Below are 15,998 nucleotides of genomic sequence, written 5' to 3'. Positions count from 1 at the left end.
CATGCACAACGGGGAGAATAACACTAAAACCCCCATTTATCATAGTGATACCCAATCAACGCGTTCAGATACACAGCGTGAAAGCCGGTTATTCTTCCCCACGCGCTTACCGCTGCTCAAAGATCCATCACCGTTGATTTTATCCACAGAGAATGTCCTAAACCTGGGCAGAGAATGGAAAAAAAGCGCGCAGTTCGGCAAAGTCAAGGCAGTAAATGGAAACAGGGGTGGGCAAAACGTGGGGTTATCCCACTTTTCTGTGGATAACTGGGTTTAAGATCCTGTTCATTGTCGATAACAAACCGGGATAACCGCCTCTTACCCTGGTGAGCGCCTGGTCAATCGCGCTAAAAAAGCATGCTGAATCATGCTATTATCACGTTTACATTGTCCGGCACGATGTGGACAACACGCGCTGACCTTTACTGACCAAATTTTGACCAATGCGAGTTTTATCATGAATTGCCCTGCCGCCTTGCCTGCTGCGCCCCGTAACGAAGCCGAACTGCTCCAGCGTGCCCAACAGCTGGCTGGTCAGAGCTTTGCCGCGCTGGCCGCGCAGCTCGGCCTGCCGATGCCCGCCGATTTACGCCGCGATAAAGGCTGGGTCGGCATGCTGCTGGAGCTGCTGCTTGGCGCCAGCGCCGGCAGTAAAGCCGAGCAGGATTTTGCGCATCTGGGCATTGAACTCAAAACCATTCCGGTCGACGCGCTGGGTAAGCCGCTGGAAACCACCTTTGTCTGCGTGGCACCGCTCACCGGCAACAGCGGCGTTACCTGGCAAACCAGCCACGTGCGCCACAAGCTGGCGCGGGTGCTGTGGATCCCGGTGGAGGGCGATCGCGCCATTCCACTGGCCGAGCGCCGCGTGGGTTCGCCGCTGCTGTGGCAGCCGAATGCGCAGGAAGAGCAGCAGTTACGTGAGGACTGGGAAGAGCTGATGGACATGATCGTGCTCGGCCATGTGGAGCGCATCACCGCCCGCCACGGTGCGTGGCTGCAAATCCGGCCAAAAGCGGCCAACAGCAAAGCGCTGACCGAAGCCATCGGCGAACACGGCGAGCCGATCATGACGCTGCCGCGCGGTTTTTACCTCAAGAAAAGCTTTACCGGACCGCTGCTGGCGCGGCATTTTCTGCTGTAATTCCCGGTACAACCTCGCCCTTGCAGGATCACTTTAGGCAGCGCCGCCTGCGCCGTGTATAATTCCCGTTTACTTTTCGTTTAGGAATGAAGGATTCATGTTTGACTGGATTGCTGATCCCAACGCCTGGCTGGCGCTGGGAACATTAACCATTCTGGAAGTGGTGCTGGGTATCGATAACATTATTTTCCTGTCTCTGGTGGTCGCGAAACTGCCGCAGCACCAGCAAAACCGGGCGCGCCGGCTGGGTCTGATGGGGGCGATGTTGATGCGCCTCGGGCTGCTGGCCTCCATCGCCTGGGTGGTGAGACTGACGCAGCCGTTGTTTTCCATCATGGACCACGCCTTCTCCGCGCGCGATCTGATTCTGCTGTTCGGCGGCCTGTTCCTGCTGTGGAAGTCGAGCATGGAGATCCATGAAACCATCGAAGGCGGCGAAGAGGAGCACAAAACCAATGTGCACTCTTTCTTCGGCGCCATCGTGCAGATCATGCTGCTCGACATCATCTTCAGCCTGGATTCAGTGATCACCGCCGTCGGTCTGTCCGATCACCTGTTCATTATGATGGCGGCGGTGGTCATCGCGGTGCTGATGATGATGGTGGCCGCGCGCGCGATTGGCGAGTTTGTTGAGCGGCATCCGTCGGTCAAAATGCTGGCGCTGGCGTTTCTGATTCTGGTCGGCTTTACCCTGATCCTCGAGAGTTTTGGTATGCATGTACCAAAAGGTTACATTTATTTTGCGATGTTCTTCTCCATGGCGGTAGAGTGTCTGAACCTGATGCGCAGCAGGAAAAACAAAGCGTAACCTGTCAAGGGCGAGCGCATCTCGCCCTGTTATTTTAGGAATGATGCGATTACTCCAGCTGGCAAAAGCATTTATTACTACACTTTTGCTGTTGAAGTGGCTTGAGGGAGCTGAGAATGAAAGGGTTGGTAAGTGCAGTGGGCCTGCTGCTGGCGGCGCTGGCATTAAGCGGTTGCAGCAGTGATTACGTTATGGCCACCAAAGATGGCCGCATGATTATGACCGAAGGTAAGCCGTCGATTGATAAAGAAACCGGTCTGGTGCAGTACACCGACGAACAGGGCCATGTTATGCAAATTAATGGTGACGAGGTTTCCACCATCATTGAGCGTTAAGTGCCAAATTGCCTCGCCTGTACGCGTTTTCCCCCTGTGCAGGCGATTTCCCGAACTTTCCCCCCTTCCTTCTGCGCCACTTCACAGGCTATAGTCCCAGAGAACACAACATTCCGTTTCATAATGAAAAAAGGAAGCCGGCAATGCATTATCACCGTATCCCCCATAGCACGCTGGAAGTCAGTCAGCTGGGGTTAGGCACGATGACGTTTGGTGAGCAGAATAGCGAAGCCGACGCCCACCAGCAGCTTGATTACGCCGTTAGCCAGGGTATTAACCTGATTGATACCGCCGAGATGTATCCGGTGCCACCGCGTCCGGAAACCCAGGGCCTGACCGAAAAATACATTGGCAGCTGGCTGCAAAAGCGCGGCAGCCGCGACAAAATCATTCTGGCGAGTAAAGTCGCCGGCCCGGTGCGCGGCAGCGATGCGCTGATTCGCCCCAACCAGGCGCTGGACCGCAAGAACGTCCGCGAAGCGCTGGACGCCAGCCTGAAGCGCCTCAATACCGATTACCTCGACCTCTACCAGCTGCACTGGCCTCAGCGCCAGACCAACTACTTTGGCAAACTCGGTTATCAGTATAGTGACAACACCGCCACCGTTACGCTGCTGGAGACGCTGGAAGCGCTGACCGAACAGGTGCGCGCGGGCAAGATCCGTTACATTGGCGTCTCGAACGAAACGGCCTGGGGCGTGATGCGCTACCTGCAGCTGGCGGAGAAGCACGAGCTGCCGCGTATCGTCACTATTCAGAATCCGTACAGCCTGCTGAACCGCAGTTTTGAAGTGGGTCTGGCAGAGATTAGCCAGCATGAGGGCGTGGAACTGCTGGCCTATTCCAGCCTGGCCTTTGGTACGCTGAGCGGCAAATACCTTAACGGGGCGAAACCGGCCGGCGCACGTAATACGCTGTTCAGCCGCTTTACCCGCTACAGCGGCGAGCAGTCACAGCAGGCGATTGCTGCCTACGTGGCACTGGCGAAACAGCACAACCTGGATCCGTCACAGATGGCGCTGGCCTATGTGCGGCAGCAGCCGTTTGTGGCCAGCACCCTGCTCGGTGCCACCACCATGGAACAGCTGAAGGTTAACGTGGAGAGTTTCAACCTGACGCTGAGCGGCGAGGTGTTAGAGGCGCTGGAAGCGATTCACCGTCAGTACACGTATCCGGCACCGTAATCTCCCTGGTGCGCGTTAACGCGCACCCTACAGGGTTTGTGTTACCCTCGCGTACCTGCTGTGGTTTTGGCGTACGCGCCGGGCCAGGATAGGGTCGCCATTCATGGCGACCTGGTCCCTTTCTGCGCCGCTCAGCGACGCGTTCTCCACCACAGCACGGCAATCGCCATGGCGAACAGCGCGCCGAAGCCCACGCCCGTCGCGACCGCCGGCGCACCCAGCTTAATCGCCACGGTATACAGCCCCAGCATCAGCAGCATCGCGCTGTTTTCACCCAGGTTTTGCACCGCAATCGCGTTGCCAGAACCCACGGTATCTTTGCCGCGCTCCTGCAACAGCGCGTTGAGCGGCACCACAAAGAAGCCGCCCAGCGCACCAATCAGCATCAGCAGCAGATACGCATTCAGCAGGCTATGCTGCAGCGAGAACAGCACCACCATCACGCCAATCAGCACGCCGGCCGGCATGCAGCGCCGCACCGTTTGCAGCGTGACCAGTTTTGCCGCCGCGCCCGCGCCGATAACGATACCGATCGCCACCATGGCATTTAGCGTGGTCGGCGTTTTATTGTCCGTGATGCCCAGCGCCACCGGCACCCACAGCACCAGCAGGAAGCGCAGCGTGACGCCGGCGCCCCAGAACAGGCTGGTGCCGAGCAGCGAGAAGCGGGTTTCACCGTTACGCCACAGCAGCTGTGCCGAGGCGATAAAGCTGCGCAGCATCGCGCCAGCGTGCCAGCTCTGGCCGGGGCGCGCTGGCTGCAGACGCGGAATGAACAGGTTCGCCACCACCGCCAGTGCGTAAGTGAGCGCACACACCACCAGCGCCGCCAGCAGATGCCAGTCGGCGAGCACGCCGCCTGCCACCGAGCCGAGCAGAATCGCCGCGATAGTCGACGACTCCATCAGCCCGTTGGCTTTCACCAGCCGCGCGCCGCTGGTGATCTCCGTCAGGATGCCGTATTTCGCCGGCGAATACGCCGCCGCGCCGACCCCTACCAGCGTGTAGCCGAGAAACGGATTAAAGCCGAAGCAGATCACCAGCGCACCGAGCAGCTTAAGGCTGTTGGCAAACATCATCACCCGCCCTTTGGCAAAGCTGTCGGCCATCTGTCCGACAAACGGCGCGAGCAGAATGTAAGTGGCCACAAACAGCATCTGCAGGATCGGCTGGCTCCAGTCCGGATAGAACTGATTTTTCAGCAGCGCCAGCGTGGCGAACAGCAGCGCGTTGTCGCCAAAGGCAGAGAAAAACTGTGCCACGATCACCGCCAGCATACTGCGCGACAGCAACGGAGCGTCCGGATTCACCGACTGACTCATGCCCGCTCCTCTTCTGCCAGCTGTTTCAGGCTGACGTAGTCAGGTTTACCGCTGCCCAGCATCGGCAGCTGTTTCATGTAGCGAATATCGCGCGGCACGGCCAGCTCTGGCGCACCCATCTCACGCGCGGCCTGCTGCAGCCGCTCGCGGCTGAGTTCACTGTCGGTGGTAAACAGCACCAGCGCTTCACCGCGCTGGCCATCGGGCCGCAGCGACGCCGCGTGCTGTTTCTCCGCCGAGGCTTTCAGGGCAATCTGCTCCACGCTCTCCAGCGACACCATCTCACCAGCGATTTTGGCGAAGCGTTTAGCGCGCCCCTGAATCTGACAGAAACCGCCCTCGTCAAAGCTGACAATATCCCCGGTATCGTACCAGCCGGCTTCCTGTTCGCCCTCGCCGTTATCCGCCACCGGTGGCTCCAGCACGCCGGGGTTTTCCACCCGCAGGTAGCCGTTCATCACATTCGGACCGCGCAGCTGTAGTCGTCCGCCCTGCTCAATGCCCGGTACCGCAATCAGACGTGAATCCATGCCCGGCAGAATACGGCCGACGGTATGCGATTTGGCGGCCATCGGTACGTTGATTGCCACCACTGGCGCACACTCGGTCACGCCGTAACCTTCGAGGATGCGGATGCCGTACTTATCCATGTAGATCTGGCGCGTGCCTTCCTGCAGCTTCTCGGCACCGGCCACCACGTAGCGCAGCCGGGCGAAATCGTACGGGCTGGCAAAGCGCGCATAGTTGCCGAGGAAGGTGGAGGTGCCGAACAGCACGGTGCAGTTACGGTCATACACCAGCTCCGGCACGATGCGATAGTGCAGCGGGCTGGGATAGAGGAACACCTGCGCGCCGGTCAGCAGCGGCGTGAACAGTCCGACGGTGAGGCCGAAGGCGTGGAACAGCGGCAGCGCCGACATAAAGCGGTCGCGCGGGGTGAAGTCCGCCACGGTGCGAATCTGCTCCACGTTCGCCAGCAGGCTTTTATGCGAGTGCACCACACCTTTGGGATTGCCTTCCGAGCCGGAGGTAAACAGCACCATTGCCGCGTCTTCTGGCTGCTGCGCAACCTGTGCCCGGCGTGGCAGCAGCAGGTGCGCGAGGATCCACAGTTTGTCCTGCAGCGTGACGGTATCCTTCAGATCCTCCAGATAGATCCACTGCACCTCCGTCAGCCCCTGCGGCAGGTGCCACAGGTTGCCTTTCTCCAGGAACTGGCGCGAGGTAAACACGGTTTTCACCTGCGAGGCGGTCAGCGCCGCGCGCATGCCGTTGATGCCGGCGGTGTAGTTGAGCATGGCCGGCACGCGACCGCGCAGTGAAGCCCCGAGAATCGCTGCCGCGGTCACCGTGGCGTTCGGCAGCAGCAGGCCAACGAATTCGCCCTGCTGGCTGTAGCGCTCCAGAATGCGTCCGACGCCGAGCGCTTTTTTCAGCAGCCCGGTGTAGCTGTCCGGCTTAAAGTTGATGTCTTCGATGCAGGGTTTGCTCAGCCCGTAACGGGTGCGTGCATTGAGAAAAGCGTCGAACAGCGTTTCGCGCGGGCGCACCGCCATGCGCGCTTCCATCATCACATGGTGTAAATGCTCACCGGCCAGCACGCGGCGGTCGCGCGCGCGTTTCGCTTCCGGCATGGGAATCACCGTGGCAGGCAGCACCGTCAGGGTGATGCGCGGGAACAGACGACGTTTAAACACCCCGGCCAGGCGGCCAAACGGCGTGTACTCTGCGCCTTCAATGCGCATCGGCACCACGGTGGCGGCGGATTTCGCAGCGACGAAGCCAGCGCCGCTGTAGATTTTCATCAATGAGCCGGTGACGGTAATGCGCCCTTCCGGAAAGATCACCACCGGACGCCCTTCGTTGATCATGCGCACCAGATGTTTGATCGACATCGGTTTGGTGGGGTCGAGCGGCACGAAGTCGATGACCGGCCTGAGCAGGCGCATATACCACTGTTCACTGATCGAAGAATAGACGGCGAACACCGGTTTGATGGGCAGAAACAGCGCCAGCAGCACGCCATCGAGAAACGACATATGGTTTGGCGTGATCAGCACTTTTTCTTTGTGCAGGGCAGTCAGATCGCCACGCAGCTCAACGCGCCATAACAGGCGACAGAGGAAACGCAGAACGGTAAATAGCATGCCAGCTCCTTAGCAGCGGTAAAAAATGGTTCTTACCTTGCAGGATCCGGGGATGTTCGACAAGTAGCGCAGTGATTTATCGTGATGAATTCAGGGTGATTCGCCCTGCCAGCCGCCGCCCAGCGCGGCGATCAGCGCCACGCTGCTCACCCACTGGCTGCTCTGCAGCGACAGCAGGCTCTGCTGCTCGCTCAGGCTGCTGTTTTCCGTGGTAGCGACATCAAGGTAATCAATCATGCCGGCGTCATACTGGTTGCGCGTTACGCGTGCTGACTCCTGTGCCGCCACGGCGGCGCGCTGCTGCGCGGCGATTTCCCCCTGCAGGGTATTCAGTTCCACCAGGTTATCTTCCACTTCTCCCAGCGCGCTCAGCACCGTCTGCCGATAGGTGGCCACGCTGGCATCATAAGCGGCACGCGCCTGCGCCACTTTCGCCGAGGTCGCGCCAAAGTCGAGCAGCGTACCGCTGAGCTCCGGCCCCAGCGACCAGGCGCGATTCGGCAGCGACAATAAACTGTGGATCGCTGAGGCGGTCACGCCACCGCTGGCGCTGAGCGTCAGGTCGGGATAATAACCGGCAATCGCCACCCCGACCGCCGCGTTGGCGGCCGCCACGTTACGTTCGGCATAGGCGATGTCCGGACGGCGCTGCAGCAGCGCCGAAGGCAGGCTCTGCGGAATGGACGGCAGCGTGGCATCCAGCTTCGCCACCGGCAACGTAAAGTCGGCTGGTGCACGCCCCAGCAGCAGCGCCACCGCGTGCTCCAGTTGCGCGCGCTGCCACTGATAATCCTGCGCCGAAGCGCGGGCGCTCTCCAGCTGCATCTGCGCCTGCGCCAGAGTGGCGCGGGATTCGCTACCGGCGCGGTACTTGTTGTCGATCACGCTGAGATAGCGCTGATAAGCTTCAATGCTGCGCTGATAGAGCGCGATCTTTTCGTCGATGATGCGCAGCTGAAAATAGTCCTGCGCCAGCTCTGACTGGGCGCTCAGCGTAACATTGGCCAGTTCAGCCTGGCTGGCCTGCGCGCTGGCCTTATCCTCTTCCTGGGTGCGGCGCAGTTTTCCCCACAGATCCAGCTCCCAGCTGGCATTCAGCGTAGCGCTGTGGCTATTGCTGACGCTGCGCTGACCGCTGGTGCTGGCACGGCTGCCGCTGCGCGTGCTGCTGGCATCGTAGTCAAGTGAGGGAAACAGTGCCGCGCGCGACTGCGCGCTCAGCGCCTGGGCTTCGCGATACTGCGCCGCATAACTGGCGACGTTCTGGTTGGAGATGCTCACCTGGCGCAGCAGGCTGGACAAGGTGGCATCGTGATACACCATCCACCACTCCCCTTTGCGACTGGCGTCCTGCGGCGTGGCCTGCGTCCAGCCTTTGGCCTCTTTATAGTGCGTCGGCAGCGCCATCGCCGGACGCTGATAATCGGGGCCAACGCTACAGCCAGCAACCAGTAGCGCCGCCGTCAGCGCGCCAATGTTCATCATTTTCATCAATCAGGATTCCACATGACGCACGCGCCGCCACTGATGCTGGGTGGCGCGGCTGAGACGATCCAGCCAGAGATAGACCACTGGCGTGGTAAACAGGGTCAGCAGCTGGCTCAGGGCCAGACCGCCGGCAATGGCAATCCCCAGCGGACTGCGTAAATCAGCGTCGCCACCGCTACCCAGCGCCAGCGGCAGAGCGCCGAAGAAGGCGGCCAGCGTGGTCATCATGATCGGCCGAAAGCGCATCAGGCACGCCTGCGTAATCGCCTGCTGCGGCGACAGCCCCTGGCTGCGCTCGGCGTGCAGGGCAAAATCGATCATCATGATGGCGTTTTTCTTGACGATACCGATCAGCAAAATGATGCCGATCAGCGCAATCACCGTCAGCTGCGTATTGGTCAGCAGCAACAGCAGCAGCGCCCCGACGCCTGCCGACGGCAGCGTGGAGAGAATGGTCAGCGGGTGAATGTAACTCTCATACAGCACGCCCAGGACGATATACACCGCCGCCAGCGCCGCAATAATCAGCCACGGCATGGTGGCGGTGAGCTGAGAGAACGCTGCGGCGGTGCCGGCAAAGCCCGCCTGAATGCTGGAGGGCAACCCCAGCTGTGCCATCGCTTGCTTAATCAGCGTCTGCGCCTGCTCCAGCGACACGCCGTCGTTGAGGTTGAAGGCGATGGTGCTGGTCGCTGACTGGCCCTGATGCGCAACCGACAGCGGCGCGTTGCCGCCGCTGAAGCGGGCAAAGGCCGCCAGCGGCACGCGATCGCCGCTGTCGTTAATCACATACAGTTGTTGCAACATGGCCGGATCGCGCGTGTCGCTGTCCTGCAGGGCCATCACCACATGGTACTGATTGAGCGTGTGATAGAGCGTGGCAATCTGTCGCTGGCTAAAGGCATTGTTCAGCAGCGTGTCCAGCATCTGCACGTTAACGCCCAGCCGCGTGGCGCGGTCGCGATCGATGTTGATCACCACCTCCTGTCCGCCGGTTTGCGCATCGGAATCCACGCTGTTGAGTTGCGGTATCGCGGCCAGCGCCGCCTGGACTTTCGGCGTCCAGCGGCGCAGCAGGTCGAGATCGTCAGCCTGCAGGCTGTACTGATAAGTGGCGTTGGCGCTGCGCCCGCCGATGTGCAGATCCTGCGCGGCCATCAGGAACAGCTGCGCCCCGGCAATATGGCGGGTTTTCAGGCTCAGCCGGTTAGCCACTTCGGTGGCGCTGGCAGTGCGCTGGTCAAAATCTTTCAGCCGGACAAAAAAGTTGGCGCTATTGCGCGAGCCAAACATGCCGCTGCCCATTGACGACATCACGCTGTCTACCGCCGGATCGGCCTCAATGATTTTGGTGAACGCCAGCATCTTTGGCTTCATCGCCTGGAAGGAGATGTTCTGGTCAGCGCGCAGGGCGCCCATCAGCAGGCCGGTGTCCTGATTGGGGAAAAAGCCCTTTTGCACCACGCTAAACAGAAACAGATTGAGCAGCACGGTGAGCAGCAAACTCAGCAGGGTAATCTTCTGGTGCGCCATCACCCACGCCAGGCCACGCGCGTAGGCGGCCAGCAGCGCGTTGAGCGCATTTTCGATTAGCTGATAGAGCGGATGCGGCCGCCGGGTGACCTGCGGCTTCGGCCGCAGCAGTCGGGCGCACAGCATCGGGGTCAGGCTGAGCGAGACAAACATGGAGATCAGCAGCGAGACCGTCAGCGTCACCGCAAATTCCCGGAACAGGCGGCCAACAATGCTGCCCATCAGCAGAATCGGGATAAACACCGCCACCAGCGACACCGTCATCGACAGCACCGTAAAGCTCACCTCATGGGCACCGCGCAGGGCGGCACGCAGCGGACTCAGACCGGCTTCGATGTGCCGGGTGATATTTTCCAGCACCACGATGGCGTCATCAACGACAAAGCCCGTGGCGATGATCAGCGCCATCAGCGACAGGTTATCGAGACTGTAGCCGAGCAGATACATCACCGCGCAGGTGCCGATTAACGACACCGGCAGCGCCAGCGCCGGAATCACCACCGCCTGCAAATTACGCAGGAAGACAAATACCACGGCAATCACCAGCAGCATCGCCACCAGCAGCGTCTCTTCGGTGTCATACAGGGAGGCGCGCACCGTTGGCGAACGGTCTACCACCACTTTGAGCTGGGTATCGGCAGGCAGATCTTTCTCCAGCTGTGGCAGCTGCGCTTTGATGGCATCGATGGTGTCGAGCATGTTAGCGCCGGCCTGACGCTTGATGGCGATCATCACCGACGGCTGTGAATTGAGAAAACCGGCCTGATACTGATCCTCCACCGAGTCATACACCGTGGCGACATCATGCAGTCGCACCGCCTTACCCGCGTGGTAGCTGACTATCAGGTCGCGGTACTGTGCCGCTTTGTCCAGCTGGCCGTTGCCGTCCACCATCCAGGACTGGCTGCTGCCCTGCAGCATGCCTTTCGGCAGATTGGTGGTGCTGCTGGCGACGGCGCTGCGCACCGTATCCAGCGCAATGCCATAGTGCGTCAGCTGTTGCGGCTGCAGATCGATGCGGACCGCCGGCAGCGCGCTGCCCATCAGCGACACCTCGCCTACGCCCCTGACCTGGCCCATCGCCTGCTCGATTTTGCTTTCGGCGAGGTCATACAGTTCACCCGGCGTGCGCGTGGCTGAGGTAAGCGCCAGCATCACAATCGGCGCGTCCGAGGGATTCGCTTTGCGATAGGTCGGCAGCGACTCCATGGCACTCGGTAACAGGCTGCGTGCCGCATTGATCGCCGCCTGCACGTCGCGCGCCGCACCATTGATATCGCGGTCAAGTTCAAACTGCAGTATCACGCTGGTCGAGCCCTGCGAGCTGGTCGACGTCATCTCCGTCACACCGGCAATCTGGCCGAGCGAACGCTCCAGCGGCGTCGCCACCGTGGCCGCCATGGTTTCCGGGCTGGCGCCGGCCAGGCTGGCGCTGACCATGATGGTAGGAAAATCCACCTGCGGCAGCGGCGCGACGGGCAGCAACCGGTAGCCCAGCGCCCCGAGCAGCAGGATCGCCAGCGTCAGCAGCAGCGTGGCAACCGGGCGAAAGATAAACAGCCGGGTGATGTTCATGGCTCGCCCCGCGCCTGCTGCTGCCGGCGCTGCACGTAGCGCTTACCGCGCTGCGCCAGCCCATCAAACCACAGATAGATCACCGGGGTGGAGAACAGCGTCAGCACCTGGCTCACCAGCAGGCCACCGACAATCACCAGCCCGAGCGGCTGACGCAGTTCAGCACCGGAGCCGGAGGCCAGCATCAGCGGCAGCGCCCCGAGCAGCGCCGCCATGGTGGTCATCAGAATCGGCCGGAAGCGCAGCAGACAGGCCTGATGGATCGCTTCGCGCGGCGTCATATGCTGCTTATGCTGCGCCTCCAGCGCGAAGTCGATCATCATAATGGCGTTCTTTTTAACGATGCCAATCAGCAGAATGACGCCAATCAGCGCAATCAGGCTGAATTCGCTGCCCGCCAGCATCAGCGTCAGCAGCGCCCCGACCGCCGCCGACGGCAGCGTGGAGAGAATGGTCACCGGATGAATAAAGCTTTCATACAGAATGCCCAGCACCACGTACATGGTGATCAGCGCCGCCAGAATCAGCCATAGCGTGTTGCCGGTGGCACTCTGAAACGCCGCGGTTTCACCCTGATAGCGCAGCGTTATGCTGGCGGGCAGTTTAAGCTGCTGCGTGACCTGCGCAATCGCCCGCTGCCCCTCCTCCAGCGAATAACCGGGGTTAAGATTGAACGACACCATCACCGCCGGGAACTGATTCAGGCGCATGTGCATCAGCGCCCCGGTCCGCGCATGCACGCTGGCGATGGCGGTGAGTTTCACCATGCCGGTGGTGGTGGTCTCACTGTCGCTGTCGCTGCTGGTTGATGCGCTGCTGCTCACCGGCAGATAAACGTCATCAAATGACGCCGGCGACTGCTGATACTGCGGCGCCACTTCCAGCACCACGCGATACTGGTTCGCCTGGGTAAAAATGGTGGAAACCAGCCGCTGACCAAAGCTGTTGTACAGCGCGGTATCGACGTCAGCTGCCGTGATGCCGTAGCGCGCCGCTTTATCGCGATTCAGCTCCACATAGGCCACGCGCCCCTGATCCTGCAGGTTGCTGACCACGCCATTAAACTCCGGGCGCTGCTGCAGCGCAGCTATCAGCTGCGGCGTCCAGCGCACCAGGTTTTCGCTGTCGGCATCATCAAGGGTGAACTGGTACTGGCTCGGCGTCACCTGATCGTTGACCGTCAGGTCCTGTGCTGGCTGCAGATAAAGCTGAATGCCGGCGACCCGGCGCGCCGCCTGCTGTAGCTGCGCAATCACCTCATCGGCTTTGACGTCGCGCTGGTCAAACGCTTTCAGGTTGATCTGCAGGCGCCCGCTATTGAGGCTGGTGTTATTGCCGTCGATACCAATGGTTGAGGACACACTCTCGACCGCCGGATTTTGCAGGATCACCGTTGCCAGCGCCTGCTGACGCTGCGCCATCGCCGTGAAGGAGACATCCTGCGACGCCACGGTCACCCCCTGAATCAGCCCGGTATCCTGCGTGGGAAAGAACCCTTTCGGGATGGCCAGATACAGCAGCGCGGTGAGTGCAAAGGTTGCCAGCGCCACCAGCAGCGTCAGCTTCTGATGGTTGAGCACTACGCTGAGCAGGCGGTCATAGCCGCGGACCAGTTTGTCAAACAGCTCGCCGCCTTTGCGCGCAAAGCGTGACTGTTGCGACTCCGGAATATGCCTTAACAGCCAGGCACACAGCATAGGCGTCAGCGTCAGCGACACCACCATCGACACCAGAATCGACACGGCCAGGGTGATGGCGAATTCGCGGAACAGCCGTCCGACCACATCGCCCATAAACAGCAGCGGAATCAGGACCGCAATCAGGGAAAACGTCAGGGAAATAATGGTGAAGCCAATCTGCTGCGAGCCTTTCAGCGCGGCCTGCATCGGCGTTTCCCCCTGCTCCAGCCGGCGCGAAATGTTCTCCACCACCACAATCGCGTCATCAATGACAAACCCGGTGGCGATGGTCAGCGCCATCAGCGACAGGTTGTTGAGGCTGAAATCGGCGAGATACATCACGCCAAAGGTGCCAATCAGCGACAGCGGTACTGCCACGCTGGGAATCAGCGTCGCCGCCACGTTGCGCAGAAACAGGAAGGTCACCATCACCACCAGTGCGATCGACAGCATCAGTTCAAACTGTACGTCGCTGATTGAGGCGCGGATGGTCTGCGTGCGATCGGCAAGCACACGCATTTTCACACCATCCGGCAGCGCCGCCTGCAGAACGGGCAGCTGTTTTTTAATGCTATCCACCACCTGAATGACGTTAGCGCCGGGCTGGCGCTGCACGCTGATGACAATCGCCGGACGGTTATTGGCCCACGCCGACTGAAAGCGATTCTCCGGCCCCTGTTCGATATAGGCGATATCTTTCAGCCGCAGCGCCGCACCGTTCTGCCAGGTGAGAATCAGATTGCCGTATTCGGCTGCGGTGCGCAGCTGGTCGTTGGCGTCGATGGTCACCGAGTGATATTTGCCGTCGAAGCCGCCTTTCGAACCGTTGACATTGCTGTTGGCGATCAGCGTATTGACGTCTTCCAGCGACAGCTTGTGCGCCGCCAGCGCTTTTGGATCCATCTGCACGCGAATCGCCGGCTGATTGCCGCCCGCCAGGGTCACCATCCCCACACCGTTGATTTGCGACAGCTTCAGCGCCACGCGGGTGTTCACCAGATCCTGCACCTCAGTCAGCGGCAGCGTGTCGGAACTGGCGGCCAGCGTGATCACTGCACTGTCGGCCGGATTGACCTTTTTATACGTCGGCGGATTGGGCAGATCGTCCGGTAACAGATTATTCGCTGCGTTGATTGCCGCCTGGACTTCCTGTTCGGCGACGTCAAGCGACAGATCGAGGCTGAACTTCAGGGTGATAATCGATGATCCGCCTGAGCTGGCAGACGTCATCTGGCTGAGGCCGGCCATCTGACCGAGCTGACGCTCCAGCGGCGAGGTCACGGATGAGGCCATCACGTCCGGGCTGGCGCCAGGATAAAGGGTGGTAACCTGAATGGTCGGATAATCCACCTGCGGCAGCGCCGAGGTGGAGAGAAAGCGATAAGCGAACAGGCCGGCGATCAGCACGCCGATCATCAGCAGAATCGTCGCCACCGGGCGCAGGATAAACAGACGAGACGGATTCATGGCTGGGTACTTTTGCTGTCGTCAGCCAGCTGGACTTTGCTGCCGTTAGTCAGACGATCGATCCCCTCGGTCACCAGACGATCGCCTGGCGCCACGCCCTGCAGGATCGCCTGACGATCTTCCCCCAGTGCCGGTCCGGCGGTGACCGCTTTGCGCGTCACGCTATTATCTTTGTTGATAATAAACACAAAGCTCCCGTCGCTGCTCAGCTGCAGCGCCTGCGCCGGAATCACCGTCGCGTTTTTCAGCGTGCCGGTTTGCAAACGCAGATTAACGAACTGGTTGGCAAACAGCGCTTCGTCCTCGTTAGGAAAGCTGGCTTTCAGTTCGATGGTGCCGGTGCTGGTATCGATCTGATTGCTGATGTACTTCACATCACCCTGCGCCAGTATGGTGCTGTTGTCCTGATCGAAGGCCGTCGCGGGCAGGCTCTGGCCGTTGCGCAGTGCGCGCGTCAGCTGCGCGATGTAACTTTGCGGCACGCTGAACGTCACGGCGGCAGGCTGCATTTGCGTCACCACCACAATGCCGGTGGTGTCGCTGGTCTGCACCATATTGCCGGGATCGACCAGCCGCAGACCTACGCGGCCGCTGATCGGCGAGGTGATGCGGGCATACTCAATATCCAGTTTTGCGCTGGCGATTTGCGCCTGATCCGCCGCCACCGCGCCCTGATACTGGCCGACGGTAGCAATCTGGCTATCCAGATCCTGGCGCGACAGCGAGTCCTGCGCTGCCAGCTTTTTGTAGCGTGCCAGCGTCAGTTGCGCACTGTGCAGTAGCGCCTGGTTCTGGCTGAGATCGCCCTGATACTGCGCCAGCGTCGCCTGATAACTGCGCGGATCGATCTGCGCCAGCAGCTGACCGGCGCTGACTTTCTGCCCTTCAGTAAAGAACACCTGCTGCAGCTGCCCGGCCACGCGGCTGGTGACGGTGACGCTGGCGTTGGGGATCACCGTGCCGAGCGCATTCAGGTACACCGGCACGTCGGCCGTCGCGGCAACGCCGCTGTGCACCAGCGTTGCCGGGCCGCTCATCTGCGCCGCGCCGCGATGACCGCCTGGCGGCAGGTCGCCGGGTGCTGCGCCCCGCTTGCCGCCTGCCACACGCCAGATCACGCCTGCCGCGATCAGCAGCACCAGCAACACAAGCAGCCATTTCAGCCAGCGGGAGAAACCAGAACGGGGAGCATGGATAGTCATCAGCGTCTTCAGATCAGCAAAAGTGTGGGTAAAAACCCCGGTAAGCAGGGGATTATTTCAGCGAAAATCATCACGACGCGCATTATCGGCGGATCGCCAGAACGTTTTCTATAC

The 15,998-nt window shown here is 60.6% G+C and carries 11 protein-coding genes; 5 read left to right on the top strand and 6 right to left on the bottom strand.

Annotated elements, in window-relative coordinates; all coding sequences use genetic code 11:
- The 5 genes from QMM04_RS02235 to QMM04_RS02215 all read left to right on the top strand — a co-directional run.
- A partial coding sequence (locus tag QMM04_RS02235) for a hypothetical protein (RefSeq protein ID WP_282995563.1) occupies positions 1-277 on the top strand: 277 nt, incomplete at its 5' end.
- 180 nt (positions 278-457) lie between these two features.
- Entirely contained in the window at positions 458-1,144 is a 687-nt protein-coding gene (gene mutH, locus QMM04_RS02230) for a DNA mismatch repair endonuclease MutH (protein WP_282995562.1), read from the top strand.
- Positions 1,145-1,241: 97 nt separating this feature from the next.
- Positions 1,242-1,952 carry a TerC family protein gene (locus QMM04_RS02225; protein WP_021506699.1) on the top strand — a complete coding sequence of 237 codons (711 nt, stop codon included), beginning with the start codon at positions 1,242-1,244 and terminating at the stop codon, positions 1,950-1,952.
- Between the two features lie 116 nt (positions 1,953-2,068).
- Positions 2,069-2,287: a YgdI/YgdR family lipoprotein gene (locus QMM04_RS02220; RefSeq protein WP_021506698.1), complete on the top strand. Its 219-nt coding sequence runs from the start codon at positions 2,069-2,071 to the stop codon at positions 2,285-2,287.
- A gap of 143 nt (positions 2,288-2,430) precedes the next feature.
- A complete protein-coding gene (locus QMM04_RS02215) occupies positions 2,431-3,471 on the top strand; it encodes an NADP(H)-dependent aldo-keto reductase (protein ID WP_282995560.1) in 1,041 nt (346 codons plus the stop codon).
- Between the two features lie 131 nt (positions 3,472-3,602).
- Here the strand turns inward: QMM04_RS02215 and lplT are convergent, their stop codons facing one another.
- The 6 genes from lplT to QMM04_RS02185 all read right to left on the bottom strand — a co-directional run bounded on the left by lplT (position 3,603) and on the right by QMM04_RS02185 (position 15,884).
- Positions 3,603-4,793 (bottom strand): lysophospholipid transporter LplT, encoded by a 1,191-nt coding sequence (lplT, locus tag QMM04_RS02210; RefSeq protein WP_282995559.1) that lies wholly within the window; start codon positions 4,791-4,793, stop codon positions 3,603-3,605.
- Complete coding sequence (aas, locus tag QMM04_RS02205; RefSeq protein ID WP_282995558.1) at positions 4,790-6,940, bottom strand: bifunctional acyl-ACP--phospholipid O-acyltransferase/long-chain-fatty-acid--ACP ligase; 2,151 nt, start codon at positions 6,938-6,940, stop codon at positions 4,790-4,792. The genes lplT and aas overlap by 4 nt, the downstream gene beginning before the upstream one ends.
- Before the next feature lie 90 nt (positions 6,941-7,030).
- Positions 7,031-8,431 carry an efflux transporter outer membrane subunit gene (locus QMM04_RS02200; RefSeq protein ID WP_282995557.1) on the bottom strand — a complete coding sequence of 467 codons (1,401 nt, stop codon included), beginning with the start codon at positions 8,429-8,431 and terminating at the stop codon, positions 7,031-7,033.
- 3 nt (positions 8,432-8,434) lie between these two features.
- Positions 8,435-11,536, bottom strand: a complete 3,102-nt coding sequence (locus QMM04_RS02195; RefSeq protein WP_282995556.1) for an efflux RND transporter permease subunit — start codon at positions 11,534-11,536, stop codon at positions 8,435-8,437.
- Complete coding sequence (locus tag QMM04_RS02190; RefSeq protein ID WP_282995555.1) at positions 11,533-14,682, bottom strand: multidrug efflux RND transporter permease subunit; 3,150 nt, start codon at positions 14,680-14,682, stop codon at positions 11,533-11,535. Before QMM04_RS02190 ends, QMM04_RS02195 begins: the two co-directional genes overlap by 4 nt.
- On the bottom strand, positions 14,679-15,884 hold the full coding sequence (locus QMM04_RS02185; RefSeq protein ID WP_282995554.1) for an MdtA/MuxA family multidrug efflux RND transporter periplasmic adaptor subunit: 1,206 nt from the start codon (positions 15,882-15,884) through the stop codon (positions 14,679-14,681). Before QMM04_RS02185 ends, QMM04_RS02190 begins: the two co-directional genes overlap by 4 nt.
- Positions 15,885-15,998 lie beyond the last annotated feature (114 nt).

It is taken from the genome of Pantoea sp. Pa-EAmG (genome assembly GCF_030024295.1).
GTDB lineage: Bacteria > Pseudomonadota > Gammaproteobacteria > Enterobacterales > Enterobacteriaceae > Pantoea > Pantoea dispersa.
The sequence above is the reverse complement of the archived record's forward strand: the minus strand, read 5'-3'. Positions and strand labels throughout refer to the sequence as shown.